At 62.4% G+C, this 24549-nt stretch carries 30 protein-coding genes and 1 tRNA gene; 28 read left to right on the plus strand and 3 right to left on the minus strand.

The window, feature by feature from the left end; all coding sequences use genetic code 11:
• Window positions 1-109: 109 nt before the first annotated feature.
• Window positions 110-832, minus strand: a complete 723-nt coding sequence (locus ACSFCA_RS12475) for a hypothetical protein (protein ID WP_435459737.1) — start codon at window positions 830-832, stop codon at window positions 110-112.
• Between the two features lie 167 nt (window positions 833-999).
• Between ACSFCA_RS12475 and ACSFCA_RS12480 the strand changes: the two genes are divergently transcribed.
• The 28 genes from ACSFCA_RS12480 to ACSFCA_RS12615 all read left to right on the plus strand — a co-directional run bounded on the left by ACSFCA_RS12480 (window position 1000) and on the right by ACSFCA_RS12615 (window position 22650).
• Window positions 1000-1170 (plus strand): YodC family protein, encoded by a 171-nt coding sequence (locus tag ACSFCA_RS12480; protein ID WP_435459738.1) that lies wholly within the window; start codon window positions 1000-1002, stop codon window positions 1168-1170.
• A gap of 208 nt (window positions 1171-1378) precedes the next feature.
• Entirely contained in the window at window positions 1379-1699 is a 321-nt protein-coding gene (locus ACSFCA_RS12485) for an HNH endonuclease (protein ID WP_435459739.1), read from the plus strand.
• A 148-nt stretch (window positions 1700-1847) separates the two neighbouring features.
• Window positions 1848-2126 carry a hypothetical protein gene (locus ACSFCA_RS12490; RefSeq protein WP_435459740.1) on the plus strand — a complete coding sequence of 93 codons (279 nt, stop codon included), beginning with the start codon at window positions 1848-1850 and terminating at the stop codon, window positions 2124-2126.
• Window positions 2127-2129: 3 nt separating this feature from the next.
• Complete coding sequence (locus tag ACSFCA_RS12495; RefSeq protein WP_435459741.1) at window positions 2130-3878, plus strand: terminase large subunit; 1749 nt, start codon at window positions 2130-2132, stop codon at window positions 3876-3878.
• Window positions 3879-3889: 11 nt separating this feature from the next.
• A complete protein-coding gene (locus ACSFCA_RS12500) occupies window positions 3890-5164 on the plus strand; it encodes a phage portal protein (protein WP_258349652.1) in 1275 nt (424 codons plus the stop codon).
• A complete protein-coding gene (locus ACSFCA_RS12505) occupies window positions 5142-5984 on the plus strand; it encodes a head maturation protease, ClpP-related (protein WP_435459742.1) in 843 nt (280 codons plus the stop codon). Before ACSFCA_RS12500 ends, ACSFCA_RS12505 begins: the two co-directional genes overlap by 23 nt.
• On the plus strand, window positions 5981-7315 hold the full coding sequence (locus ACSFCA_RS12510; protein ID WP_435459743.1) for a phage major capsid protein: 1335 nt from the start codon (window positions 5981-5983) through the stop codon (window positions 7313-7315). Before ACSFCA_RS12505 ends, ACSFCA_RS12510 begins: the two co-directional genes overlap by 4 nt.
• Window positions 7316-7328: 13 nt before the next feature.
• The gene (locus ACSFCA_RS12515) at window positions 7329-7493 is read left to right on the plus strand and encodes a hypothetical protein (RefSeq protein WP_258349649.1); all 165 of its coding nucleotides are present in this window, start codon (window positions 7329-7331) and stop codon (window positions 7491-7493) included.
• A gap of 2 nt (window positions 7494-7495) precedes the next feature.
• On the plus strand, window positions 7496-7975 hold the full coding sequence (locus ACSFCA_RS12520; RefSeq protein WP_435459744.1) for a head-tail connector protein: 480 nt from the start codon (window positions 7496-7498) through the stop codon (window positions 7973-7975).
• Window positions 7972-8301, plus strand: a complete 330-nt coding sequence (locus ACSFCA_RS12525) for a phage head closure protein (RefSeq protein ID WP_258349647.1) — start codon at window positions 7972-7974, stop codon at window positions 8299-8301. Before ACSFCA_RS12520 ends, ACSFCA_RS12525 begins: the two co-directional genes overlap by 4 nt.
• Window positions 8294-8773: an HK97-gp10 family putative phage morphogenesis protein gene (locus ACSFCA_RS12530; protein WP_258349646.1), complete on the plus strand. Its 480-nt coding sequence runs from the start codon at window positions 8294-8296 to the stop codon at window positions 8771-8773. Before ACSFCA_RS12525 ends, ACSFCA_RS12530 begins: the two co-directional genes overlap by 8 nt.
• Complete coding sequence (locus ACSFCA_RS12535; RefSeq protein ID WP_435459745.1) at window positions 8770-9126, plus strand: DUF3168 domain-containing protein; 357 nt, start codon at window positions 8770-8772, stop codon at window positions 9124-9126. The genes ACSFCA_RS12530 and ACSFCA_RS12535 overlap by 4 nt, the downstream gene beginning before the upstream one ends.
• 15 nt (window positions 9127-9141) lie before the next feature.
• A complete protein-coding gene (locus ACSFCA_RS12540; protein ID WP_435459746.1) occupies window positions 9142-9654 on the plus strand; it encodes an HNH endonuclease in 513 nt (170 codons plus the stop codon).
• 230 nt (window positions 9655-9884) lie between these two features.
• The gene (locus ACSFCA_RS12545) at window positions 9885-10457 is read left to right on the plus strand and encodes a phage tail protein (protein ID WP_435459747.1); all 573 of its coding nucleotides are present in this window, start codon (window positions 9885-9887) and stop codon (window positions 10455-10457) included.
• 1 nt (window position 10458) lies between these two features.
• Window positions 10459-10770, plus strand: coding sequence for a phage tail assembly chaperone (locus ACSFCA_RS12550; protein WP_426391964.1), 312 nt, complete (start codon window positions 10459-10461; stop codon window positions 10768-10770).
• A gap of 89 nt (window positions 10771-10859) precedes the next feature.
• On the plus strand, window positions 10860-11084 hold the full coding sequence (locus tag ACSFCA_RS12555) for a DUF1799 domain-containing protein (RefSeq protein ID WP_435459748.1): 225 nt from the start codon (window positions 10860-10862) through the stop codon (window positions 11082-11084).
• A gap of 36 nt (window positions 11085-11120) precedes the next feature.
• The gene (locus tag ACSFCA_RS12560) at window positions 11121-13985 is read left to right on the plus strand and encodes a phage tail tape measure protein (RefSeq protein ID WP_435459749.1); all 2865 of its coding nucleotides are present in this window, start codon (window positions 11121-11123) and stop codon (window positions 13983-13985) included.
• Between the two features lie 44 nt (window positions 13986-14029).
• Window positions 14030-14569, plus strand: a complete 540-nt coding sequence (locus tag ACSFCA_RS12565) for a hypothetical protein (protein WP_435459750.1) — start codon at window positions 14030-14032, stop codon at window positions 14567-14569.
• 20 nt (window positions 14570-14589) lie between these two features.
• On the plus strand, window positions 14590-15141 hold the full coding sequence (locus tag ACSFCA_RS12570) for a hypothetical protein (RefSeq protein WP_435476800.1): 552 nt from the start codon (window positions 14590-14592) through the stop codon (window positions 15139-15141).
• A complete protein-coding gene (locus ACSFCA_RS12575; RefSeq protein ID WP_435459752.1) occupies window positions 15141-15536 on the plus strand; it encodes a DUF6950 family protein in 396 nt (131 codons plus the stop codon). The genes ACSFCA_RS12570 and ACSFCA_RS12575 overlap by 1 nt, the downstream gene beginning before the upstream one ends.
• Window positions 15536-18574 carry a phage tail protein gene (locus tag ACSFCA_RS12580; protein WP_435459753.1) on the plus strand — a complete coding sequence of 1013 codons (3039 nt, stop codon included), beginning with the start codon at window positions 15536-15538 and terminating at the stop codon, window positions 18572-18574. The genes ACSFCA_RS12575 and ACSFCA_RS12580 overlap by 1 nt, the downstream gene beginning before the upstream one ends.
• A 63-nt stretch (window positions 18575-18637) precedes the next feature.
• Entirely contained in the window at window positions 18638-19504 is an 867-nt protein-coding gene (locus ACSFCA_RS12585; protein ID WP_435459754.1) for a hypothetical protein, read from the plus strand.
• Window positions 19505-19506: 2 nt separating this feature from the next.
• The gene (locus ACSFCA_RS12590; RefSeq protein ID WP_258349634.1) at window positions 19507-19923 is read left to right on the plus strand and encodes a hypothetical protein; all 417 of its coding nucleotides are present in this window, start codon (window positions 19507-19509) and stop codon (window positions 19921-19923) included.
• A 7-nt stretch (window positions 19924-19930) separates the two neighbouring features.
• Window positions 19931-20344, plus strand: coding sequence for a hypothetical protein (locus ACSFCA_RS12595; RefSeq protein WP_435459755.1), 414 nt, complete (start codon window positions 19931-19933; stop codon window positions 20342-20344).
• A complete protein-coding gene (locus ACSFCA_RS12600) occupies window positions 20341-20661 on the plus strand; it encodes a hypothetical protein (protein ID WP_435459756.1) in 321 nt (106 codons plus the stop codon). Before ACSFCA_RS12595 ends, ACSFCA_RS12600 begins: the two co-directional genes overlap by 4 nt.
• Entirely contained in the window at window positions 20658-21188 is a 531-nt protein-coding gene (locus tag ACSFCA_RS12605) for a hypothetical protein (protein WP_435459757.1), read from the plus strand. The genes ACSFCA_RS12600 and ACSFCA_RS12605 overlap by 4 nt, the downstream gene beginning before the upstream one ends.
• On the plus strand, window positions 21185-21715 hold the full coding sequence (locus tag ACSFCA_RS12610) for a hypothetical protein (protein ID WP_435459758.1): 531 nt from the start codon (window positions 21185-21187) through the stop codon (window positions 21713-21715). The genes ACSFCA_RS12605 and ACSFCA_RS12610 overlap by 4 nt, the downstream gene beginning before the upstream one ends.
• 167 nt (window positions 21716-21882) lie before the next feature.
• On the plus strand, window positions 21883-22650 hold the full coding sequence (locus ACSFCA_RS12615) for a hypothetical protein (RefSeq protein ID WP_435459759.1): 768 nt from the start codon (window positions 21883-21885) through the stop codon (window positions 22648-22650).
• A gap of 350 nt (window positions 22651-23000) precedes the next feature.
• On the opposite strand, the gene ACSFCA_RS12620 is transcribed toward ACSFCA_RS12615, so the two are convergent.
• Window positions 23001-24239: a tyrosine-type recombinase/integrase gene (locus tag ACSFCA_RS12620; RefSeq protein ID WP_435459760.1), complete on the minus strand. Its 1239-nt coding sequence runs from the start codon at window positions 24237-24239 to the stop codon at window positions 23001-23003.
• Window positions 24240-24413: 174 nt separating this feature from the next.
• Window positions 24414-24490: transfer RNA gene (locus ACSFCA_RS12625), tRNA-Arg, on the minus strand.
• Window positions 24491-24549: the final 59 nt, after the last annotated feature.

The following is a 24549-nucleotide window of genomic DNA, read 5'->3' on the forward strand; positions in this document are numbered from 1 at the left end:
CCGGGTGAGCCGGGAACAATAAGAGCAGCTCAGCCGTTGATGGCGGAGCTGCCTCTTCAATATCCCCATCCCGTTTTGGCCAATCTGAGATTTTGTCCCTTGTGCCAAATTACACATCTTCAAGGCTGATGGGCTTGACAATCTGAGCCGTCATTATTCCGTCAGTTGGGAAGACGATTTCGATCGTCCGAACTAGCTTCTGTTTCTCGCCATGTAGCGACACGTATTCGAGCGTGAGCAAGAGTGGCCGTACCTCAGTCGCGGCAGCGACGGTGAACTCCGATTCGATAGACTTTCCTTGACTCATGACGTCAAGTGAGCGGCGGTCGCGCTCGCCGTCCGCAGTCGCAAGTTCCATCTGCACTTGTGTACAGGTTGCTCCCGCGTTGGTCGCGGTTACGATGAACCTTGTGCTTCTTAGACTTGCAGCGACTCGCCGGACACTGATCGCGATGTTCGGCTGCATGGTGCGGTGAAGTTCCTCGCGTTCTTGCCGATGTCGCTCCTGCTGAGATAGAAGAGCTTGGAGGTCTGTCTCATGCTGGCGTTGCGCGACAGCCACGAGCTCCCTTTGCTGCTCTACCGAGTTCGCGAGTTCTTTCGCCTGAAGCTTTAGTGCATCACTGTTGATGCGGAGCTCAATTCCTTGCTGGAAGTAGCCAAGGACAAGCCATAGGATGGCCAGAGGCCCAAACGCTCCCGCTAGGAAGTCGCCCAACTCGTTCAACGGAAGTTTGGTGAGCGCATCCCACCGACGGTAAATCAGATAGGCGAGCACTGAGGAATAGGCGAGCGTGCCCAAGCTGCCCAGCCAGGTAAATAGTTTTCCCATACGTTCTCCTCGGCAGGAGTATGCCGCGCTGCTTGTCCTTTTCTGCGCGTCTGGCCCGGCGAACCCCATCGCTTGCGATTCTCAGTTTCTGAGGGGGCCGTTCGAGGCGCTTTCTCGTTGAAGCCTCACAATCTCTTCGCGCCGATTTGGCGTGCGAGGAGACATGTATGAATTTCAAAGTTGGCGATCGAGTTGAACTGAAAAGTGGCGGTCCAGTGATGACGGTCTCAAACCTAAACAACAACGGCACGGTGCATTGCATTTGGTTTGCTACGGTTGATGCCTCGACTCCATCGGGGTTCTCCTTCCATGCGGAGACACTTAAGCCCCTCACCTGAGCTGCGGTAAGCCTTTGATCGAGCCCTAGCCCCGTACTGGGCTAGCCGATTCCATCGGCGAGTGAACTCCTGCCGCTCGCGCCGGCAGGCCCGGTTCGACTCCGAGCATCACCAAGTCCCATCCGAGTGATCGATTCTTGCCCGCCTCGTGCGGGCTTTCTTGCTCTGGGGCTCGGCTTTTGTGCCGGGCTCGTTTCGCGTGGAACACATGGCTCTCGCAACCCTCAAGCCCAGACTAGGAACGGCCAGCCTGGATCGCACTCCGGTGCTGCAGGTCAAGGCGGGCACGGTAGAGCGTCAGCGCGGCCGAGCATGGATGGCAACCCGGGAGCGCGTGGCGCTGGCCCACGGTTACCGCTGCGCGAAGTGCGGGGCGACCTGGGTGCCGAGCCGGGACCACATCGACCACATCGTGGAGCTGGCCGACGGCGGCACCAACGACGACAGCAACCTGCAGCCTCTGTGCGATGTCCCGTGCCACAAGGCCAAGACGGACGCGCAGGCGAGAGCAAGGGCAAGAGGCTACTGAGGTCGAGATCGTGCAGCCACGGGCCGCCTGACGCGGCGCAGGGGTGTCGAGGAGGGGGAGGGGGCATCGAAAGCCTGCCGACCCGATGTGCAGGAAACCACTCGGTTCCTCACGCGCAAAACACGCCCCGGAATCAAAAGGAAATCAAATGGCAGGTGTCAAAGGACGCAGCGGTGGTGCCCGTCCGGGCGCCGGCCGCAAGCCGAAAACCGCAGATCCGGCAGCCACCGAAGACTCGAAAGAGTTCCTGACGTTGGCCATGCAGGGGTTTTTGGACCCAAGCCCGGCTCAGTTGAAGGCCGCAATCGCACTGCTGGGTGTCCAGCACGCCAAGAAGACTGAAGCGCCCAAGCCGGCGGTGCCTGAGCGCCCCGCTGGCGGCAAGTACGCAGTGCGGCAGGGCCCGCGCCTGGTCGCGAGCAAGTAACTCGTGGAGTGGTCCACCGCCTGCGTCGATTGGGAACGCAGGATCGTGGCGCGCGAGAGCCTTATCACCTCGCCGCCGCTCTTCAAGGCGCAGGCGGATGAGGCGTGGGATGTTTTTGGCGGCCTGGTCCTGGTGGATGTGGCTGGTCAGCCGACCATGCGCGAAGCCTGCCTGCCTTGGGTGAAGGATTGGGTACGCGCGATCTTTGGATCCTATGACGCCGACCAAGGGCGCCGACTGATCAATGAGTTCTTCTTCATGGTCAGCAAGAAGAACATGAAATCGACAGCCGCGGCGGGAATCATGCTGACCGCCCTGGTGCTGAACTGGCGGCCTTCGGCGGAACTGCTGATCCTGTCGCCGACGAAGGAGATCGCGGACAACAGCTACAAGCCGATCCGCGACATGATCAAGGCGGACGACGACCTGGCAGCCATGCTGAAGGTGCAGGACTACTTCCGCACCATCACCCACCGCGACAACGCGGCGACTCTGAAGGTCGTGGCCGCAGACAGCGACACGGTTTCGGGCAAGAAGGCCTCGTTCGTCTTCGTTGACGAGCTGCACGAGTTCGGCAAGCAAGCCAAGGCCTCGAACATGCTGCTGGAGGCCACGGGTGGCCTGACATCGCGGCCCGATGGGTTCGTGATCTACGCCACCACACAGTCGGCCGAGCCACCGGCCGGTGTGTTCAAGGACAAACTGAGCTACGCGCGCAAGGTGCGCGACGGGCTTATCAAGGATCCGCGCTTCCTGCCGGTGATCTACGAGTTCCCGCAGTCCATGCTGGATGCGGGAGCGCACAAGGATCTGGCGAATGCCTACGCGACGAACCCGAACTGGGGCGCGTCGGTGGACATCGCGCGCATCACGCAACTGCACAGCCAGGCGCTGGAGGGCGGCGAGAAGGACTTCAAGGAGTTCCTGGCCAAGCACCTGAATGTCGAGATCGGCATGAACCTGCGCTCAGACCGGTGGGCAGGTGCCGACTTCTGGGTGCCGCGTGCCGAGGTTCCCGGGCTGACGCTCGAGCAACTGCTCGAAGAATGCGAAGTGGTGGACATGGGAATCGACGGCGGCGGCCTGGACGACTTGCTGGGCGCTGCGGTCGCTGGACGGCGCAGGAAGGCTGAAGAGTTCCTCATCCCGGAGCACTTCGACGAGGACACGAAAGCCGTTGTTCCGGCGAAGACCGTACTGCGCAAGCGCTGGCTCTTGTGGACTCGTGCGTGGGCTCATCCCTCGGTCCTCGAGCGGCGGAAGGAGATTGCTCCACGCCTGCAGGACTTCGCCAAGGATGGCGACCTCATCCTGGTGAGCGCAATCGGTGAAGACGTGGCGGGAGTGGCTGATGTCGCCGCCCAGTGCGAGGCATCGGGTCTGCTGGACAAGATCGGTTGCGACCCGGCAGGGTTGGGCGGCATTCTGGATGCTCTTGTCGAGGCCGAGGTGCCGGAAGAGAAGGTGATCGGCATCAGCCAGGGCTGGAAGATGACCGGCGCGATCAAGACGACCGAACGAAAACTCGCCGAGGGCGCGCTGATCCATGGCGGTCAGCCCCTGATGGCCTGGTCGGTCGGCAACGCGAAGGTCGAGCTGAGGGGCAACGCCATCGTGATCACGAAGCAGGCCTCCGGCACCGCAAAGATCGACCCGTTGATGGCCACATTCAACGCAGTGACGCTTCTGTCGCTCAACCCCGAGGCGCGAGGCAACTCCGTCTACGAAACCCGGGGCATCCGCTTCCTGTAAGGACCGACTGAATGAAGATTCTCGACTTCTTCCGGCGCTCGAATGCGTCGGAGGTGCAGTCGCGTCCGCGCGCGGAGGCCTCGCAGGGGCATCAGTTCAGCGGCCTCGACGATCCGGCGCTGTTGGAGTACATCCGCGGCGGAACCACGGCCGGCGTGGATACGGCCCGTGACCGCAGCCTTCGGAACATGGCGGTGCTGCGTTGCGTGACGCTGATCTCCGAATCGATCGGCATGCTGCCGGTGAATCTGCAAAGCAGCGACGACAAGAAGCAGGTGCAAAGCGACAACCCGGCACACCGGCTGCTGAAGTACAAGCCGAACGACTGGCAGACGCCCATCGAGTTCAAGAGCCTCTTGCAACTTCGGGCCCTGCTCGACGGGCAGTCCTTTGCGCGCGTGATCTGGTCAGGCAGCCGGCCGATCCGCTTGATCCCGATGGACCGTGGTTCGACCAAGCCGCGTCTGAATGGCGCTTGGCAGATGCAGTACGACTACACGACGCCGGACGGCAATCAGATCAGCCTGCCAGCGAAAGAGGTGTTCCACCTGCGCGATCTCTCTCTCGACGGCATCAACGGCATCTCGCGCGTCAAGCTGGGCCGTGATGCCCTGGAATTGGCCGAACAGGCGGAGCGTGCAGCATCGCGGACGTTCAAGACCGGTGTCATGGCGGGCGGTGCCATCGAGGTGCCCAAGGAGCTTTCCGAGAACGCCTACAACCGGATGAAGTCGTCGCTCGACACCGACTACACGGGCGCGGAGAACGCCGGCCGCTGGATGCTGCTGGAGGAGAACGCGAAGGCAAACAAGTTCGCCAGCACGGCGTCCGAGTCGCAGCAGATCGAGAACCGAAACCACCAGATCGAGGAAGCCGCGCGCATGTACGGCGTGCCCAGGCCGCTTCTGATGATGGATGACACGAGCTGGGGCAGTGGCATCCAGCAGCTGGCGATCTTCTTCATCCAGTACGGGCTCTCGCATTGGTTCGTGTCTTGGGAGCAGGCAGCCGCGCGCTGCCTTCTTCCAGATGAGCAACTCGGTCGCCTGCAATACAAGTTCAACGAGGGCGCATTGCTGCGCGGCACGCTCGCCGACCAGGCTGCCTTCTTCTCCAAGGCGCTCGGCGCTGGCGGTCAAGCGCCCTGGATGTCGCAGAACGAAGTGCGTGAACTGTCCGACCTTCCGAAATCTGCCGACCCACAAACCGACGCACTGCGCAACCCGATGACCCAGCCGGGCAAGCCGGCATCAAGGAACAACGATGAGCCTCCTGAACCTGCCTGAGATCCGGGCCGATCACCGCCTGGGCGTCGCACAGTTCGACGTTCGCCCCGATGCGCTTGAGCGCTGGCAGCCGGAGGTGCGCGCCGCGGTGGAAGGCGAGGCTTCTATTTCCATCTACGACGCCATCGGCGAATCGTGGGACGGCCAAGGCTTCACGGCCAAGCGGATGAGTGCCGCCTTGCGCAGCATTGGCGCCCGGGACGTGACCGTCAACGTCAATTCGCCCGGCGGCGACTTCTTCGAAGGCGTCGCCATCTACAACATGCTGCGCGAGCACAAGGCCAAGGTCACTGTGCGGGTTATGGGGCTTGCTGCTTCGGCGGCGTCCGTCATTGCGATGGCTGGCGACGAGATCCTGATGGGGGACGGCGCGTTCCTGATGGTTCACAACGCATGGGCCGTCGCCATCGGCAACCGCCACGACATGGCCGACGCAGCCGCGCGGCTGGCACCGTTCGACGACGCGATGGCACAGGTTTACGCCTCGCGCACCGGCCTGTCGAAGGCCGAGACCGCCACTTTGATGGACAAGGAAACCTGGATCGGCGCGGCACAAGCGGTCGAGGATGGCTTCGCCACCGGGCTGATCGAGCGGTCCGACATCACCCAAGACACCAAGGCGCAGGGCGGCAAGAAAGCCCTCGCGCTGATCGAAGCATCGATGGCGCGTGCGGGGCATTCCCGAACTGCTCGCCGTGATGCCTTCAAGTCCCTTTTCACTGGCACGCCGGGCGCTGCCGCTGAAGCCGCCATGCCGGGCGCTGGCGAAACCGCAGCTTTGCTGCTTTCTCTCACCAACTCCCTCAAGGTCCAACCATGAAACGCACTCTCATCTCTCTCGCGGCTGTTGCCGCGCTCTCCGTCCTGGCTGCCAGCGCTGCCTATGCGTCCGCCGTCGATGCAGTCGCTGCCAAGGCTTCCGCGAATCCCGTCCCGCGCGGCCTCATTGCCGTTCGCGCAGACGGTGGCCCTCCAAGCGACATCAAGGCCACGGTCGAAGCACTCAACAGGGCCTTCGCCACCTTCAAGGAGGAGCACACCAAGCAGCTCGAAGACATCAAGAAGGGCAACGCCGATGCGCTGCAGGCCCTGAAAGTCGAGAACATCAACGCGGACATCGCCCGCTTGCAGAGGGAGGTTGACGACACCAACGTGAAGTTGGCTGCGGCCCAGATGGGTGCGGGCACCGGCGGCAAGGCCGTGGCGGATGCCGAATACACCGGTGCGTTCCGCGCGCACTTCAAGAAGGGCGATGTCCAGGCGGCGCTCAACAAGGGCGCGGACGGCGAAGGCGGCTACCTCGCCCCGGTGGAGTGGGATCGCACCATCACCGACAAGCTCGTGCTCGTTTCTTCGATGCGTCAGCTGGCCACGGTGCAGCCGGTGTCGGGGGCTGGCCTGACCAAGCTGTTCAACCTGGGCGGCACCGCATCGGGCTGGGTTGGCGAGACCGCAGCGCGTCCGCAGACTGCTACCGGCACCTTCGCTTCGCTCGGCTTCGGCTGGGGCGAGATCTATGCGAACCCGGCAGCCACCCAGCAGATCCTGGACGACTCGGCCATTAATCTCGAAGCCTGGCTCGCGGGCGAAGTGGAGACTGAGTTCTCCAAGCAGGAGGGCGCCGCATTCTTCTCCGGCGACGGCACGAACAAGCCGTTCGGCATCCTCACCTACGTCACCGGCGGCGCCAACGCAGCGAAGCATCCCTTCGGCGCGATCAAGACCGTGAACAGCGGCGCCGCGGCTGCGATCACCTCGGACGGGATCGTCGATCTCATCTATGACCTGCCTTCGGCATTCACCGCGAACGCTGGATTTGCGATGAACCGCAAGTCACAGGGCACGATCCGCAAGCTGAAAGACGGTCAGGGCAACTACCTCTGGCAGCCGTCCTATGTGGCAGGCCAGCCTGCCACCCTGGCCGGCTTCCCGATTACCGAGGTGCCGGACATGCCCGACATCGCCGCCAATTCGGTGCCGGCCCTGTTCGGTGACTTCAAGCGCACCTATACGGTGTACGACCGTGTCGGCGTGCGCGTCCTGCGCGACCCGTTCACTGCGAAGCCCTACGTGCTGTTCTACACGACCAAGCGCGTTGGTGGCGGCGTTCACAACCCCGAGCCGATGCGCGCGCTGAAGATCTCGGCGTAAGCAGGGGGACACCATGAAGCTAAGCAAGCCGTTCAAGGGTGTCCCCGACGGGGAGATTTACCCGGTCGAGTACCAGGCGGGCGACGAATGCCCGCCCGAACTCGAAGCTGGTGCGCGTGAGCTCGACGCCTTGGAGCAGGGCGACGACAAGCAGCCCAAGGCGAAGGGCAAGGGCTGACCATGCCCGTCATCACGCTCGATCAGGCTCGTGCGCACCTGCGCGTGGGCGCGACGTACCCACAGGAGCAGATCGGGCCGTACATGGCGGGCGCGGAAGACCATGCCTCGCAGTATCTGAACCGAGTCATCTACGCCGATGCCGATGCGATGAACACCGCAATCGAGGCACTGCCTGCAGCGTTGACCGCCGCACGCGTTGCCTACGAAGAGGCCATCGCTGCGGCGGCGCTGATCGAGAACGCCAGCGATCGCCGCGACGCCGTGGACATCGCGGAGTCGCTACTTCGTGCTGCCCGGGCAGGCACGGCGCGGGCGCTCAATGGCATCGTCGTCAATCCGAGCATCATCTCGGCGGTGCTGCTGATCCTGGGGCATCTGTTCGAAAGCCGGGAAGACGTGGTGATCGCCGCGACCGCGGTTGAACTCCCGCACGGCGCTCGCGCGCTGCTTCGCCCCTACCGCCGGATGATGATGCCGTGAGAGCCGGCACGCTCAAGGACTGGATCACCATCCAGCAGGCTGGCACCGTGCAGGACGAACTCGGTCAGCCGATTCCTGGATGGCCTGTACTTGATTCAGTGTGGGCAGACATACGCTTTCTGTCGGGGCTCGAATCGGCGCGCGCAGATTCGCCCGTGAGCATCGTCAAGGCCAGCATTCGCATTCGCCGACGCACGGACGTGCTCGCGAGCATGCGTGTTGTCGATGACGAAGGCCGGATCTACGACATCAAGGCCGTCCTGCCGAACAAGCAAAGCCGCCAGTACATCGACCTGGTCTGCGAGACGGGTGCCAACAATGGCTAACGGTCGAGGCAACCCGGACGGCAGTGCTTTTCACATCGGCTTCGACACGTCGGGCGCCGATGCATGGCTGGACGGCATCCAGCGAGCCACAGAGGAATCGATTCGCCCCGCTGCCCAAGCAGGGGCCGAAGAACTCTACCTTGAAGCCCGACTGAGGGTGCCGCAGTCCGCGGAGCCGCATTACTTCTACGGCAAGAACAGCAAGTCAACGGGAGTCCGCTACTACTTCGAGCCCGGCAGCCTGCGCAACGCGATCTACCAGGTCTATTCGAAGGACAACAGCGGAAAGGCGAGGGCGACGTATCACATCGCGTGGAATCACCAGAAGGTGCCTTATGGCTTCATGGTCGAGTTCGGTACGAGCCGGGCTCCGGCACACCCGTTTCTGCGCCCGGCCTACGCGGCGCGTCGTGACTTCGCGATGGAAGTGGCTCGGGCCTATCTAGTCCAGGAAGTGAAGAAGGCGATATGACGGTCGAGGCAGATCTTCACAACGTGCTCGCCGCCCTGGTTGACGGCCGTGCATATCCCGATGTCGCGCCGGAAGACGCCGCGACGCCCTACATCGTGTACCAGCAGGTCGGCGGCACACCGATCTCATTCGTCGAGCGCGCCTTGCCTTCGAAGAGGAACGGCCGTTTTCAGGCTGCAGTGTGGGCCGCGACGCGCAAGGAAGCTGCAGCAATCGGCCTGCAGATCGAGAACGCGATGCTGCTCGCAACCGCATTCCAGGTCGAGGTCGTCGGCGGCCAGATCGCCGACTACGACTCCGAGACAAAGCTGCGCGGCTCGCGCCAGGACTTCAGCATCTGGAGTGATCGTTAATGGAGGCAAAGGTAGATGAACGGATCAATCTTGACGGCAGCGCGTCTGCGTGAGCTCCTGGACTACGACCCGGAAACTGGCATGTTCGTTCGCAAGGTGCGGACTGCACAAAGACATCATGCTGGTGATCGAGCGGACTTCCTCATCAAGAGCGGCAATCAAAAGGGCTACTACCGTGTATCCATCGATTCACGGCGATTTCTTGCCCACAGGCTGGCGTGGCTGTATGTGCACGGTGAGTGGCCAAAACAAGACATTGATCATCGTGATTCCAATAGAGGAAACAATCGAATTGCCAATTTGCGAGATGTCTCAAACGAGGTGAACAGGCAGAACATCCGTGGCCCGATGTCCTCCAATCGCTGTGGGCTCTTGGGCGTTTTCTATCACGCGCAAACCCGCAAGTGGCGCGCCCGCATTCAGGTCAAGCGCAGGGGCATTCACCTCGGTCTATTCGTCACGCCAGAGGAAGCTCACCAAGCGTATTTGGTGGCGAAGCGCAAATATCACGAAGGCTGCACGATCTAAGCAGCTAACAAGACAACGAAGTCTCGCTGTACTCGGTGGTTCTTCCTTGTGTCCTGCCCCTTGGGGCCTCAGCAGCAAGCCGCCGTCATGGCGGTTTTTTATGCCCCTCCAAGGGCGAAAGCAGTCGACCGTACAACGGTCGGAAAGGAACTATCATTTCTGCATCACTCCCTAACGGCACGATCTTCTCGCTCGCCGCCAGCTACGCCGCTGCGATTCCGTTCACCATCTTGAGCAATGCCGCGCCCCCGCAGGCGACAGCAACTGCCCACGGCCTGACCAACGGCGACATCCTGGAGGTGACCTCGGGCTGGCCGCTGCTGAATGACCGTCCCGCACGCGTCGCCGGTTCGACCGCAAATACCTTCAACCTCGAAGGCCACGACTCCACTGATCTGACGCGCTTCCCTGCGGGCAGTGGCCTTGGCTCAGTGCGCAAGGTGCTGACCTGGCAACAGATCTCGCAGGTGATGCAGAACGCATCGTCCGGCGGCGAACAGCAGTCGGTCGAGTGGGTCTACCTGGAAGACGGCATCGAGCGCAGCAAGAACACCTTCAGGAAGGCCAAGGTGCTGACGCTCACGCTCGCCGACGACGCCGCGCAGGCCTGGAACGCCGTGCTGCTGGCCGCCGACCAGGACGGCAAGAACCGCATCCTGCGCGCCCAACTGCCGAGCGGTGGTTCGATCTACTACAACGTCAATGTCGGTTTCGACCCCGAGCCGAAGCTGGATGCCAACCAGATCATGACCGTGACTGCGACCTTCCGCAGCCAAGGCCGCTTCATCCGCTACGCGAGCTGATATGGCACGAATCAGCCTCAACCCCAACCCGACCTTCAAGGCGATGGTCGAGATCTGCCGGCCTGGCCTCGAGGCCGAGAAGGTCGAAATCACGTTCAAGCATCGCACCCGCGATGAAATGGACGAGTTCATCAAGCAGATGGCCGAGATGTCGATCGAAGACCAGGTGATGGCCGTGGCCACTGGCTGGGAACTGGTCGATCCGTTTAACCTGGAGAACGTGAAGCTGCTCGCGCAGAACTACATCACGGCGCCCATGGCGATCCGCGACAAGTACATCAGCGAGCTCATCAAGGCCAAAGAAAAAAACTGATCGAGCTGGCCAGGGCCATCTATACGCCCGACGCAACGCCGTATGAAGCGGCCGAGCTCGGGCTGACGGTAGAGGAGGCCAGCTTTTCGGTGGAATGTTGGCCCGAGCACCAGGCAGCCCTGTCGGTTTTCTACAAGCTGACCACTCAGTGGCGCACCGGCTTTACCGGCGCAACTGGGCTGGACTATGGGGCGCTGCCGACGGTCTTCCGGCTGGCCGGTGTGCCTCGGGCGGACTGGTCGGCTCTCTTCGAAGACATCCGCGTCATGGAGCGCGGAGCACTTCACTACATGCGCGAGCAGAACTCTCAATAGCCACCTTCGGGTGGCTTCTCTTTTTCTGGGATACCGATGGCCGATCTAACCGCACAGATGGTGTTCACGGCCGACGCGTCAGGCGTTGAGGCCGGTGTTGGCCAAGCCAAGCGCTCGCTCGCCGATCTGGGCGTGACCGCTGCCAAGGAAGGCAAGAAGGCGGCCGAGGGCGTTGCTGCCATCGGCGAAGGAAGCCAGCAGGCCGCGGCCAAGGTCGACACCAACACCAGGAACCTGATCAACTCCATCCAGCGAGCGACCGCCGCGGCTGAGGCTGGCAAGAAGTCGGGCTCGGAGTTCTACGCTGCGCTGGCCAACCAGCGGGGTGTCAGCACCGAGGTGCTGAAGCCATATCTGGCGCAACTCGATCAGGCGCTGGCCAAGCAGAAGGCCGCACAGGAGGCGTTGAACGCGACGGCGCCGGCACTCGGCAGGGTAGGCGTGTCGGCCGCACAAACCGCCGCCGCGCTTCGTGGCGTGCCGGCGCAGTTCACCGACATCGTCACCAGCCTGCAGGGCGGTCAAGCGCCGCTGACGGTGTTCCTACAGCAGGGTGGCCAGTTGAAGGACATGTTCGGCGGCATCGGGCCCGCAGCCAAGGCTCTTGGTGGCTATGTGCTTGGGCTCATCAATCCGTTCACTGTGGCTGCAGCCGCCGCCGGTGCATTGGCGCTGGCCTACTACCAGGGCAGCCAGGAGGCAATTGCGTACAACAGGGCGCTGATCCTCACGGGCAACTACGCGGGGCAGACTGCAGGGCAGTTGCAGGAGATGGCCAAGGAGGTGGCCGGCACCACCAGCACGCAGGGCAAGGCGGCCGAGGCGCTTGCAGCACTGGCAAGTACTGGTCGCGTGACGGGCGATGCCCTGAAGCAGGCAGCCGAGGCCGTAGTGGGGGTGAACCGCGTTCTGGGGACTTCGGTCAAGGACGCGGTCGATCAGTACATCAAGCTCGGCGATGAGCCCACCAAGGCGTCGGCCAAGCTGAACGAGTCGATGCACTACCTGACCCAATCGACCTATGAGCGAATCAAGACGCTGGAGGATCAGGGGCGCAAGGAAGAGGCGGCGGCTCTGGCTCAGTCGAGCTATGCGTCTGCGATGAAGCAACGTACCGGTCAGGTGACCGAGAACCTCGGCAGCATCGAGCGCGCGTGGAAAGCCGTGACGCTCGCCGCCAGCCAGGGCTGGGACGCGATCCTCGGCGTCGGGCGCAGCGCCACGATGCAGGTGCAGCTCGCGGAAGTGCAGCGCAAGATCACTGAGGCGCAGAAAGCGTCCAGCGGCAACAGCGTCACTGCGTCGTTCTACGAACCGCTGCTGAAGCGCCTCAATACGCAGCAGGCTGTGATGCAGGCCGCTATCGGCTTCGAGAACGGGTTCGCGAAGATGGCGTCTGAGCGCGCCAAGGCGGAACAAGCAGGCGCCGCCGCGACCGACGATGTCAACAAATGGCAGGACAAGGCCAAGGGCGTCGATGCGGTCACGCGCGAGCTGAAGAAGTACCGCGACGGGCTTGAGGCCATCCGCAAGGTCAACCCGAACAGCGAACTGCTGACGCCCGATGCCATCAAGGCGGGTGAGGCGGCGATTCGGAAGGAGTTCGCCGGCAGCAAGGGGCCGAAGGAGAAGGCCTTCCAGGACGACGCGGCCACCAAGATGCTGGAGACCCTGCGGCAGACGGAAGCGGCGCTGAAGGACCAACTCGACGGCGAGCTCAAGATCACCGATACGCAGAAGAAGCAGGTCGAGTTCCAGCAGCTGATCGCTGATCTCAAGGGCAAGAAGATCCTCACGGCGGAGCAGCAGAGCCTGCTCGCGAACAAGGATGCGATCGACGAGCAGCTCAAGAAGAACGTCGCACTGTCCAATCAGCTGGAGTTCGAAAAGAAGATTGCCGAAATCACCAAGAAATCGGCTGAGGACGCTAAGCAGTTCCGCCAGCAAATGGACGCGATCAATGTGTCGATCGCGGGTGGCCAGGATTCTCGGAATGAACAGAGTGACCGCAGTCTTGCTGCATTCGGCCTTGGCGATCGGGCCCGGCAGGAAGTCGAGGCGCAGCGCTCGATTCGGGCAGAGTTCCAGCGCTATCTGACCAGCGCGAACAAGGAGGCCGGAAAGACTGGTCAACTAGGTTCTCCGGCATATCAGGAAGAAGTCGTGCGCATCAAGAAGGCGCTCGACGACGCACTGGCTGCGCAGTCCAGCTACTTCGATGCGCTGAAGTCCAAAGAGACGGATTGGCAGAACGGCGCCACGACGGCGCTTGCCAACTACACAGACGCAATTCGCAACGTGGCCGCCACGACCGAGCGCGCATTCACGGATGGATTTAAGGGGGCCGAGGATGCGCTGGTGCAGTTCGTGACCACCGGCAAGCTGAGTGTCAGCAGCCTGGCGAACTCCGTCATTGCGGATCTCGCCCGCATCTCGGTTCAGCAGACCATCACCGGGCCCCTTGCGAAAGGGCTGCTCAGTGCTCTGAACGGGCCGGGAGGTGGATCGGCACTCAGCGGGGACGCCGGCTACCTCAATCAGATCGGTCTTTCCGGAAGCTCTGGACTCGCGATCACGGGGGGCGGTATGGACTGGAGCAAGCTCTTCAGCAGTGTCGGTGGATGGTTCAGCGGCTTGAAGTTCGCGGAGGGCGGTGTTCCACCGGTTGGCAAGGCTAGCCTGGTCGGCGAGAACGGCCCCGAGATGTTCGTGCCGAGTGTGCCTGGCACCATCATCCCGAACCACGCGCTCAACGGTAGTGCTGGCGGCGAGACCACCATCTACAACCTCACGGTCGGCGATGTGGCGACAAAGAGCATGGTCGTTGAAGCCATGCAGACCGTGCAACGGCAGACGGCGGCACGATACGGGCGCAGCCGCAGCTACGGGGGCGACGCATGACGCTTCTTGCGCTTCCGAGCAGCTTTCGGCCTGAGTCATTCTCAATGAGGCTGGAGACGATACAACGCGCGTTTGCGTCACCGTTCGGCGGCAGCGAACAGGTGGTCGATCTGTTGAACGATCGCTGGACGATTTCGCTCACGCTGCCACGTGGCACACAAGAGAACGCAGCCAGGAACGAGGCATTTCTCAACGCCCTGCGCGGCCAGACCAACACCGTGGCGTTGTATCACTGGGTGCGCAAGCAGCCGCTGGGCACGATGCGCGGCAGCCCGGTTGCCGGCGCCGCCTCCATTGGAGCGGACTCAATCTTGATTGGCACACCTGCCGGGTCAACACTGCTCGCCGGCGACATGATCGGAGTGGGCGGCATGCTGTTGATGGTTCGCGAGGATTGCGTGGCCGATGGAGTAGGCCTTGTCGTCCCCTTGGTCAACCGTCTGCGCGTCGCACTGGTGGGCGGTGAGTCGGTGATCTGGGACCGGCCAACAGCGCCCTTTCGCAAGGTCGCGAAGCCTGCCTTTCAATACTTCTTCGGATATGCGGAAGGCGTTTCCCTGGACTTCGTCGAGGCCATTGGATGAGATCGCTTCCGGCACCCGCGGTGGCTGCGCTGGCCGCCCCTGAGTTGACGATTGTTCAGTTGATCTATTTCCAGTTTGCGGGGTTGCCGATTGCGCTCAATTCGTCGAATAGCCCAATCGACTTCGGCGGAGTGACATATCTCGGGGCGGCAGGGCTTGGCAGTGTCAGCCCGATCGATGACGGCCCGGACGAGGTGCGCGGCCTTCAGTTGACCATGTCCGGTGTTTCGACGGAGGCCATTGCATTGGCGCTCGCTGATTCGAGCATCGTGCAGGGGGCTCCGCTGACCATCAGGCTGGCGATCATGGATGGGGGCACTGTGTTGGATGCGCCGATCGACTGGGACGGGCGTGTGGACACCCTATCCATCGAGGAAGACGGCGACACCTGCACGATCACAGTCACTGCCGAGAGTTCGGCGGTTGACCTGCTTCGTGGCAACGCACTCACGACCAGCAACGCGGACCAGCAATATCTCTATCCCGGTGATCGGGCTTTCGAATTCGTGGTCTCGCAGGCCAACGTGCCGATCGTATGGCCCACCAAGCAGTACTACATAGATAGCCGCTGATGAGACTCAAAGACTGGCAACAGCGCTTTTCCGACTTCGGCAAGGCGCGCGCAAACATGCCCTTTGCATGGGGCTCGAATGACTGCTGCACGTTCGCTGCCGCCGCGGTGGAGGCGATCAGCGGTGTCAACCCGATGGCCGGTGTCGAGCGATACAGCACCGAGGTGGGGGCGCTTCGTCGCATCGCTGAAGCCGGCGATCTGAAGACGCTCGCCGCCACGTACCTCGGAGATCCAGTGTCCCCGCTGTTGGCAGGCATTGGAGATGTGGTGCTGGTGATGAATGAAGGCCGGGAAATGCTCGGGGTCTGCAACGGCGTCAACGTCATGGCGCCGGGCGAGTTTGGGATGGTCGGCCTTGGCATGGACACCGCGCTCGCGGCCTGGAAAATCTAATGCCACAGGCAATCGCATACGGGATCGCTGCGATCCTGGGGACGGGCGTGACCACTGGCATTCTGGTGGCGGCCTACGCCATCACGCTGGTCGGTACGCTAGCTCTGAGCAGCTACCAGAAACGCAAGGCGGAGCGGACAGCCCGCGCGCAGTTCGATGCGGCTCAGGTAGACCGCTTGGCCAACGTGCCCAGCACGGTAGCGCAGCGCGAACTGGTGCTAGGAACGGTGCGAAAGGGCGGCCACGTCTTCTTCAAGACAAGCGTTGGTCAGTACAAAGAGCTGTTCATCATGTGCGTGGCCATGGCCTCGCACGAGATCGACGCCTACGAACAGATCTACCTGAACGATCAACCCGTCGAGATCAACGATCTGGGGCAGGTCATCACGGCGCCATACGGGCGCAGCGCGACACTCGATGGGTCTAAGACATCAACGTCTACGACCTTCACGCTGGATCATGACCCGATCCCAGGCTCTGTTTCTGCGGTCGAGGCTCCGCCTTTCGCGCTTGGCTTTCACGAAGTGGGGGTTACCGTTGACGGTCGGAACGTGACGATCGTCAATCCGCTGGCTGGCTGGGTGTACACGGTCAATTACCAGTATTCCGGATTCCAGTCATTCGTTCGAATCATCAAGCACCTTGGTTCGCCAGACCAACCTGCTGACGGTGAGCTCGTCGCGATGCTTGGTGGCATCTGGACTGAGGCTCATCGGGCTGCAGGCGTTGCCTACCTGGTATGCCACTTCGCCTACAACGATGGCGCATTGCCGTCTGGCATTCCGACCGTGACGGCGAGGGTACGAGGCGCCAAGGTGTACGACCCGCGCACTGGTGTGACGCAGTGGACAGAGATGCCTCCGCTGCTGATGCGGCACGTCATGCTTCATCCACAGTTCGGAAAGCGCACGTCGCTGACCACGGCCGAGGACGCGCGGATCATCGCCGCGACCAACGCATGCGCGCAGGCCGTGAGTTACACCGGGACTGACCTGGTAAACCTGTACCGCGCAGCCATCGTTGTTCCTTTCGGCTCGCCGGCGCGCGATGTCCTCGACGACCTGGCCCAATCGATGGGCGGTGAGTGGGCATATGCGGCTGGTGAGTACTTCGTGCGGGCAGGCGTCTACCAGCTTCCGGTGTTTCACCTCTACGAGCACGACCTGGCGACGGTGCAGCGCAGCAATGACGGATCGGTGTCGCAGAACTCGACAACGATCAGTCCGCATCGCCCGCGCAACGAGAAGTTCAACACGGTGGCGATCCGCATCTGGGACCAGGCCGCGAACTATGTCGAGACCCCGATCACGCCCTACCGCGCAGACGCGTTGGTCGCGGCGGACGGCGCTGAACTCTCGCAGGAAGTGACCATGCCGGCCGTGTTCTACGCGCCGCAGGCCTTCCACATCGCAGAAGTGATGCTCCGCGACAGCCGAGATCCGCTGACGGTCACGCTCTCGTTCAAGATGAAGGCATACCCGCTCGAGTTGTTCGATGGGGTGACGCTCACGATCGCGCGCTACGGCTGGAACGCGAAAGAGTTCCGTGTGATGGGCAGGACATTCAATCCGGACGGTCGAGTCGTCTTGACGCTGAAAGAGACGACTTCAGCAATCTTTGCAGTCGGGGGTGGCTTCCTGCCCGGCGGCTACGCGCCGAATACCGGGCTGCCCAAGCCGTGGGAGATCTACCCGCCGCAGATCCTATCGATCAGTAGCGGCGAGGATGAGTTGATCGTCCAGACGGACGGGACCATCGTCAACGGTGTGCGTGTCACCTGGTCGCCGATCTTGGACAACTCCGTTTTGAATGGAGGCACGGTTGAATTGCGATACCGGGTATTGCCGGACGGCCCGTGGGTCAGCATCGAGTCGCCTGGTGATGCCACGCAAGCCAAGTTCACGGGTGTCGATGACAGTGCATTGATCCTGGTGAAAGTGCGCGTGAAGAACGGCCTGGCATCGAGCGACTGGGGCGTGCAGCAGATGCACCAAGTTATCGGCAAGACCGAGCCTCCGCCAGACATCGAGAATCTGACGATCTCGGGCAATGTGCTCTCGTGGAGCCTGTCGCGGCGCGTGCCCGACCTGGCCGGCTTCGTGTTCCGCTTCCACTACGGGCAGAACCTCGACTGGAACAGCGCCGCGCCGTTGCACTCGGGGCTGGTCACCGAAAGCCCATGGGAGCCAGAGATGCGGCCGGGCGGCGTGGCCACCATCATGGTGAAAGCGCAGGACACCAGCGGCAACCAGTCTTTCGCGCCCGGTGTGGTCGTGACGGACCTGGGCGACCCGCCGATCGCCAACGTCGTCGAGTTGTTCGACTTCAAGGCCCTGGGCTGGCCGGCCGCGCTGGGCGAGCAAAGCGGTTGGACCTTGGTGTCGGGTGACCCCACCGCCAATCCGCTCGACTCCTTCTATGGCTCGGACGACCAGACGTTCTACGGCGGCGACACCGATCCGTTCTACAAGGCCGAGGCCTACAGCGAGATGGTCTACGTCACCAACGACGTGCCGATCAGTTCGGCGCTCGCCGGCTCGAAGATGACCATTGCCGCCGAGGTCGAAGGTGTTGACCTGCGCATCGACTACCGCCTGGCCGGGCCCGGCGTCTTCTACGGCCCGGACAGCGACTCCTTCTACGGCGACGACGCGGATGCCTTCTACGGCGCCGCCGGCAGCTGGAGCCCATGGCCTGGCCAGCTTGTGGCCGCGAACGATGTCTACCAGTTCCGCGTGAAGATCGGCGCCGGCGCGACGCGCGGCATCCTGAAGCAGCTGGTGCTGACCATCGACGCGCCCGACATCGAGGAGGTGATCTCGGATCTCCCGATCGATGCCGGCGGCACGCTGGTGGAGTACACGAAGATGTTCACCAAGATCACGAACGTGCAAATCACGTTGCAATCAGGCGGCAGCAGCGCCGTCACCGCCGAGTTCGAACGGACGGATGACCGCACCGTCTACATCGGTGCCTACAACTCGTCTCATGTCCTGGTCGGCGGCGCAACCGTCGACGTGACCCTCAAGGGCTACTAGTCCTCTTCACTTCGACCTTCTGGCCGCCTTCGGGCGGCCTTTTTCATTTCTGAAAGGCCAACCATGCCAGCACCACCCAACAAAGACGAGATCGTAGGCAGCGGCTCGACCCCCAGTAACGCGACTGCGCGCAGCGGCTTCGCGAAGCTCTGGGAATGCCTGTTCGGCACCAGCGGCTTGCTGGGCGCGAATGGCACAGTCGCAGCGGCGCGCGCGGCGCTGGGATTCGGGACTGCCGGGCCGTTCAGCAATCGCAACTTGGTCAACAACCGCACGCTGACCATCAACACCCGGTCCAAGGCGGGCACTGTGGTGCTGGCGGCCGGGGTGTACGGCCACGACCAGTGGAAGGCCGGCGCGGCCGGCTGTACGTACACGTTCGCCACGGTCGGCATCGACGTTGTCATCACGATCACGTCGGGCTCGCTGGTGCATGTGATCCACGGCCCGAAGGTCGAAGGCGGCGCGTATGTGGCCTCGTGGTCTGGCACCTCGCAGGCGAAGCTGAACGGTGCCGCCTACGCGGCGTCCGGCGTCACCGCGTCGGGCGTGGGGGCCGGCTCGAACCTCCCGATCGAGATGGGCCCCGGCACCTTCACGCGCGTGCAGGTCGAGCAGGGCACGGCAGTGACGACGTTTGATCGGCGGACTCCTGCCATTGAGCTGTTCGAGTGCCAGAAGTACCTCGAGACCGGTAGCGGCGAACTGCAGGCCTACAACACCGCGAGCAACGGCACTGCCGTGCGCATCCCCTTCAAGGCCACGAAGTGGACGACGCCCACCATGACCTACACCATCGCCGCGAACACGAATTGCACCGTGTTCGACGCGCGCACGCCGACGCCTGACGGCGTCACCTGGTACTGCACCCCCACCACGACCGGCACTGTCGCCTGGATTGGTTCCTGGATGGCTTCCTGCGAGCTCTGACCATGTACACCCAACACACCACCTACATCCTGCGCGAGGCCGACAACGCCGAAATCCCCCTGGTCGATGACAACCCCGACTACCAGCGGTTCAAGGAATGGAAGGCCGCCGGCGGCATTCCTGGCACGCCGGCAGCGCCGCCGTTCGAGCGGCGCAAGTCCTTGCTGCTGGCGGAGGTCGACCGGCACCTGAACGCCGCAGCGAACGCCAAGGGCTACGACAGCATCCTGTCGGCCTCGCTGCGCGCGGCGCTACCCAACAGCGCCTTCCACGCCGAGGGCGTGGCCTTCGGGACGTGGATGGACGCGGTCTATGCGAAGTGCTACCTGGTGCTGGCGCAGGTGGAGGCCGGCACCCTCGACGAGCCGACCAAGGACGAGCTGATCGCGCTGCTACCCGTTCTGCAATTGCCCGAGTGAGGCGCCGATGAATCAGCAACCTCTTGCCGACATCGTCGCCCTAGGTGTCCTGATCGCTGCAACCGTTTTCTCGCGGGAGGCTGCCGAGGTGATTGGGCCTTATCTGGTCATCGTGGTGGCATCGGCCATCGGTGCTTCGTTCGCGCTTGCGCGACGTGAGAAATCTACCCGGGGTCGGGCCTTGTGGTTCTTCACTCGCGTCGTGGGCTTGGCTGTCATCTTGACCGTCGGCGCTGCGGCTGCCGTCAACGTCTTCCGGCCTGATCTTGCGCCTCGCGTTCTATTGGCGCCGATCGCACTGCTGATCGGCTTCATCGGGGACGGCTGGCCAAGGCTGCTCGCAAAGGCTGTTCAGTTGCTGTACGGCCTGATGGATCTCGCGCGCGGCGCCACGCCCGGCAGTGGAAAGGACACGCCATGACCGACCTCTACCTGATGGCCTTGGTCAACGTGGGGCTGTGCGTCGCCATCGTGGTCATCTCGGTGTGCCGTCTCAACACGATGCAGGGCTCCGTCCTGCTGCACGTTCAGAGCGAGTACGCCGGCTACATCGGCGGTGCTATCGCCTCGGCCGCACAGCCCTGGTGGAACGAGTGGCCGCAATGGGGTTCGCTCGCCATCGCGGCGGCACTGCTGCTGGGCCTCATCTTCAGTGGCCACGCCTGGCGCAAGGACAAGCCGCCGGCCTCGGCCACCGCGCCAGCGCCGCTTTCCGACTTCCCGGAGATCACCCCATGACCCTCGACGAAATCACCCGCACGGCGATTGACCCTGCGCTAGCGTGGCTCCCCGCCAAGATGAACACCATCGAGGCGTGCGCCGAGCTGCTGACTATCGGCCTGCAGGAGTCCAAGTTCGAGTACCGGTGGCAAGTGCTGAATGATCCGAAGAAGAAGGGGCCGGCGCGGTCGTTCTGGCAGGGCGAGCAGGGCGGCGGCATGGTGACGGGCGCCATGACCCACCCGGCCAGCAAGGACCTCGCGCGCGCGGCGTGCACGGCCCACGGCGTGGCCTTCACCGCCTGGGCGATCTGGACGGCCATCGAGAACGATGATGTGCTGGCGGCGATCCTGGCGCGTCTGCTGCTGTGGACTGAGCCTGGTTCGCTGCCGCCCGTGACCGACACCGAGGCCGCATGGCAGCTGTACCTGCGCGCCTGGCGACCTGGCGCCTACGCTCGCGGCACGCCGGCCAAGCGCGCCCAACTCCGGGCTGAGTGGGAAGACCACCACCAGGCCGCCCGCGCCTTCCTGGGGTTGCCATGATCTTCCCTGACCTGAAAACCCCTCTGCTCTGGGTCCTTGGCCTGGGCCTCGTGGCGGCGCTGGCCACAGCCGGCATTGAGCGCACGCGTGCCGCCGGTGCGCGTGCAGATCTGGCTTCGGAGAAGGCCGATCGCGCCAAAGAAAACACGGCGCGCGCACTGGCCGCTCTCGCCGATCTGCAGCGCGTTGTGGCGCTCGTCGCGAGCCACGCCAAGACCCAACAGGAGAACGTAAATGCATTCGAAACCCGCCTCAAGACTTTGGATGATCGCCGCCGCACTGTTGCTGCTGAGCGTGACCGGTTGCGCAAGCAATACGACGACTTCGCCGCCCTTGATCGGGACCAAGCCGCAACCGACGCCATTGCCTGCCAGCGTGTTGCAGATCGATCCGCAGTCCTCGCAGCCATGGCTGCACGAAGTCGAGAGCTTCTTGAACGAGGTCGACTCGTTGTTGAAGGGCGAGACAACGAATTGCAGCTTCTGCTCGATACCGTTGAGAACGATAGGGCGCTTCTCGCGCCCTGAGGAAATCGGATTCCACCTAGTAGGGTTTGATCCTTAGCGTTGGCGCCTCCTCTTACGCTCCAATCGCAAGGTAATTACCGCATTGGCGAGTGGCAACGTTGGTGTTGGAATACGGTAGCAGCGAGCAGTCTGCGTTTGCTGCGTGTCCAACCATTAGGAGGGATTGCATGCCCAGTGAGCCAGAACGGGCCGCGTCATCACCCGTGCTTAGTGACGATGCCAAAGAACGAATCCGTCTCGAGGAGATTTACAGAGAGGAAGTTCGCACGTCACTTACAGACGCAAAGAAGAAACCGACTTCATTCTGGGCAGGAGTGTGGAGCTTTTTCAATACGTCGCTAGGGATTTGGTTTCTTTCCAGCGTTCTGGTGGCATCAGGATCTTGGTGGTTTACCAGAATGCAGGAGGCCGCGAAAATTGAATCAAAGCGCGCGGAGACGCGCGAGCAACTCAGTTGGGAAGTTGTAGATCGTCTGATGAGAGCTCGTGATGCAAGTTACCAGTACCGAAAGCTGTTCACAGATCGAAGGGAATTCCGATCTGCCGCAAGGCAGTATGCTGATGCAGTTAAAGAATTGGATTCGGGGGTTAACAATCCAAATTACTTTGGGAGATCATTTCGCTCTTTGCTACACGAGCTCAGGGGGCTGGTTGGTACTGGCGAGCGGGTTACCTTAACTGCGCTTCGCAGAAAGTATGAGATTTATTCCGAGTTGGCTAACTCCTCTTCATCTTATGCGTTGCAGGCTCCGTGGGAAAAAGGAGAGCGTCCAGAGGTTTCGCTTCCAGATATGTCTGCTTCATTAGATGCAAATAATAAAATCAGGTATCAAGTCATGTCGGACACATTTATGACCTGGTTGCATCGGGTGGAAGAGCAGGAAGCGGTGCTTGTTGAGACGGCAGATATTCAAGCTGGGCGCGTCAAGCCGTGAGATCAATCAAAAGAATCATGACCTCTGCGATAAAGGCTCCAAGCGGCTCTTACGAACGGCGCAAAGGAATTGCATTTTCGGCTGCCTCAGGCACTCGACTGGTTTGTACAGGATCGAGATTTAAGATTATTCTTCTGGCCTCCCGACGTAGATTTTCGACGGGGTAGGTGTGGACGAGTCGAGGACCATCGGCTTCGGTGCAACGATGGTTGCCCTCGGCTGGACCTCAAGTCCGTAAGAGGCTTTGTTCCCCCACAAACTTCGTCTCTGACACGGGGTTTTGCGATCAGCAGCATGTCAATGCCACAAGACAGCACTTATCGCTAGCGCAAAGGCTTCGATCAGGGAGGCTAAGCAGCCTTGAAGGCGATGATCTTGGCGCCCTGGCGTAACTCGTCCAGGTGGTCGGCCCATAGCTGCATCATCTTTCGGCGTTTCACCACGAACTCTGCGCGATCGTATGCCGCTCCCAGCGGCCCGCTCTTCCCGTGGGCGAGTTGCGCTTCGATCACATCAGGCTCGATGTCCATCTGCTCGACCATGATGGTGCGCGCCATCGCGCGGAAGCCGTGAGCTGTCATCTCGGTGTTGTCGAAGCCCATGCGGCGCAGCGCCGTGTTAACCGTGTTGTCGCTCATTGGACGCTCGCCGGTGAGCAAGCTCGGGAACACATACTGACCATGGCCGGTGAGCGGCTTGAGGTCTTCCAGGATCTCGACTGCTTGCGTCGGCAGCGGCACCAGGTGCGGCCGGCCATTGAGCTTCGCTGTCTTGGTTCGCTTCATGTCGGCCGCCGGAATCGTCCACATCGCCTTCTCGAGGTCGACATTCGCCCAGCGCATCTGACGGATGTTGCCGGGCCGCTGGAAGAGCAGGGCGGAGAGGTGCAGCGCTGCGCGCGTGGCAGGCTGGCCAGCGTAGGCGGCGATCGCGCGCATCAGCTCGCCGGCCTTCACCGGCTCCAGCACCGCGGCCATGTGCTTGACCTGCACCGGCACCAGCGCGCCCTGCAGGTCGGGTGCCGGGTTGGTGGTGCACCGGCCGGTGGCGATGCCATGGCGGAATACTTGGCCAGACCACTGGCGTAGCGTGTGCGCTGTCTCGTGCGCGCCGCGGGCCTCGATGCGGCGCAGGACCTGCAGCAGCATGGGGGCCGTGATGATGGACAGGGGCAGGCTGCCGAGCCAGGGGAACGCGTCCTTCTCCATGATCGAAATCCAGCGCTCGGCGTAGCGCGGGCTCCATGACGAACTCTTGGTCTTGTGATATTCGCGCGCCACAGCTTCAAAGCTGGCGTCGGTATCGACCTTGCGTTCAAGCTTTTCGAGCTGTCGGCGCTGTGCGGGATCGATGCCTTGCTGCTGGATCTTGCGTGCGTCGTCACGGCCGGTGCGTGCAGCTTTGAGCGTCACTGCGGGGTAGCTGCCCAGCGCGAGACGCTTTTCCTTGCCGTCGAAGCGGTACTTCCAGAACCAACGCCTCGAGCCGCCCGGCTCGATTTGCAGGTAGAGGCCTCCGGAGTCGGCGAGGCGCAACCGCAGCTTATCGGCGGGGCAAATGGTCTTCTTGCAGGCGGTGTCGGTAAGCATGGGGGAACAGATTCGACGACAGGGGTCGAAACTGTACTCGTTCCCCCGTTTGTTCCCCCAAGATTGATGAATCTCACCGGTTCATCGTGGTTGCTCGTGGAGCAAAAGGAAGGGCTTCTGCAGAGGGATAGTGGGTGCTCGTGGAGCCTTGTGGGGCTTCGTGGAGGACTGGATTGGCCTGCCCGGAGGGGATCGAACCCCCGACAACCTGCTTAGAAGGCAGGTGCTCTATCCAACTGAGCTACGGGCAGATTTCAGGCTGGAGAGAAGCCAAGAAAATCAATGACTTAGGAGCTTTTTCTCTTAAGCA

It is taken from the genome of Variovorax multivorans (assembly GCF_051216835.1).
In the GTDB taxonomy this organism is placed as follows: Bacteria; Pseudomonadota; Gammaproteobacteria; order Burkholderiales; family Burkholderiaceae_C; genus Variovorax.

Excerpts from the sequence above, each read along its gene's own strand:
- ACSFCA_RS12475 (WP_435459737.1), bottom strand. The coding sequence starts at position 832 with ATGGGAAAACTATTTACCTGGCTGGGCAGCTTGGGCACGCTCGCCTAT.
- ACSFCA_RS12480 (WP_435459738.1), top strand. The coding sequence starts at position 1,000 with ATGAATTTCAAAGTTGGCGATCGAGTTGAACTGAAAAGTGGCGGTCCA.
- ACSFCA_RS12485 (WP_435459739.1), top strand. The coding sequence starts at position 1,379 with ATGGCTCTCGCAACCCTCAAGCCCAGACTAGGAACGGCCAGCCTGGAT.
- ACSFCA_RS12490 (WP_435459740.1), top strand. The coding sequence starts at position 1,848 with ATGGCAGGTGTCAAAGGACGCAGCGGTGGTGCCCGTCCGGGCGCCGGC.
- ACSFCA_RS12500 (WP_258349652.1), top strand. The coding sequence starts at position 3,890 with ATGAAGATTCTCGACTTCTTCCGGCGCTCGAATGCGTCGGAGGTGCAG.
- ACSFCA_RS12505 (WP_435459742.1), top strand. The coding sequence starts at position 5,142 with ATGAGCCTCCTGAACCTGCCTGAGATCCGGGCCGATCACCGCCTGGGC.
- ACSFCA_RS12510 (WP_435459743.1), top strand. The coding sequence starts at position 5,981 with ATGAAACGCACTCTCATCTCTCTCGCGGCTGTTGCCGCGCTCTCCGTC.
- ACSFCA_RS12515 (WP_258349649.1), top strand. The coding sequence starts at position 7,329 with ATGAAGCTAAGCAAGCCGTTCAAGGGTGTCCCCGACGGGGAGATTTAC.
- ACSFCA_RS12520 (WP_435459744.1), top strand. The coding sequence starts at position 7,496 with ATGCCCGTCATCACGCTCGATCAGGCTCGTGCGCACCTGCGCGTGGGC.
- ACSFCA_RS12530 (WP_258349646.1), top strand. The coding sequence starts at position 8,294 with ATGGCTAACGGTCGAGGCAACCCGGACGGCAGTGCTTTTCACATCGGC.
- ACSFCA_RS12535 (WP_435459745.1), top strand. The coding sequence starts at position 8,770 with ATGACGGTCGAGGCAGATCTTCACAACGTGCTCGCCGCCCTGGTTGAC.
- ACSFCA_RS12540 (WP_435459746.1), top strand. The coding sequence starts at position 9,142 with ATGAACGGATCAATCTTGACGGCAGCGCGTCTGCGTGAGCTCCTGGAC.
- ACSFCA_RS12550 (WP_426391964.1), top strand. The coding sequence starts at position 10,459 with ATGGCACGAATCAGCCTCAACCCCAACCCGACCTTCAAGGCGATGGTC.
- ACSFCA_RS12560 (WP_435459749.1), top strand. The coding sequence starts at position 11,121 with ATGGCCGATCTAACCGCACAGATGGTGTTCACGGCCGACGCGTCAGGC.
- ACSFCA_RS12565 (WP_435459750.1), top strand. The coding sequence starts at position 14,030 with ATGAGGCTGGAGACGATACAACGCGCGTTTGCGTCACCGTTCGGCGGC.
- ACSFCA_RS12575 (WP_435459752.1), top strand. The coding sequence starts at position 15,141 with ATGAGACTCAAAGACTGGCAACAGCGCTTTTCCGACTTCGGCAAGGCG.
- ACSFCA_RS12580 (WP_435459753.1), top strand. The coding sequence starts at position 15,536 with ATGCCACAGGCAATCGCATACGGGATCGCTGCGATCCTGGGGACGGGC.
- ACSFCA_RS12585 (WP_435459754.1), top strand. The coding sequence starts at position 18,638 with ATGCCAGCACCACCCAACAAAGACGAGATCGTAGGCAGCGGCTCGACC.
- ACSFCA_RS12590 (WP_258349634.1), top strand. The coding sequence starts at position 19,507 with ATGTACACCCAACACACCACCTACATCCTGCGCGAGGCCGACAACGCC.
- ACSFCA_RS12595 (WP_435459755.1), top strand. The coding sequence starts at position 19,931 with ATGAATCAGCAACCTCTTGCCGACATCGTCGCCCTAGGTGTCCTGATC.
- ACSFCA_RS12600 (WP_435459756.1), top strand. The coding sequence starts at position 20,341 with ATGACCGACCTCTACCTGATGGCCTTGGTCAACGTGGGGCTGTGCGTC.
- ACSFCA_RS12605 (WP_435459757.1), top strand. The coding sequence starts at position 20,658 with ATGACCCTCGACGAAATCACCCGCACGGCGATTGACCCTGCGCTAGCG.
- ACSFCA_RS12610 (WP_435459758.1), top strand. The coding sequence starts at position 21,185 with ATGATCTTCCCTGACCTGAAAACCCCTCTGCTCTGGGTCCTTGGCCTG.
- ACSFCA_RS12615 (WP_435459759.1), top strand. The coding sequence starts at position 21,883 with ATGCCCAGTGAGCCAGAACGGGCCGCGTCATCACCCGTGCTTAGTGAC.
- ACSFCA_RS12620 (WP_435459760.1), bottom strand. The coding sequence starts at position 24,239 with ATGCTTACCGACACCGCCTGCAAGAAGACCATTTGCCCCGCCGATAAG.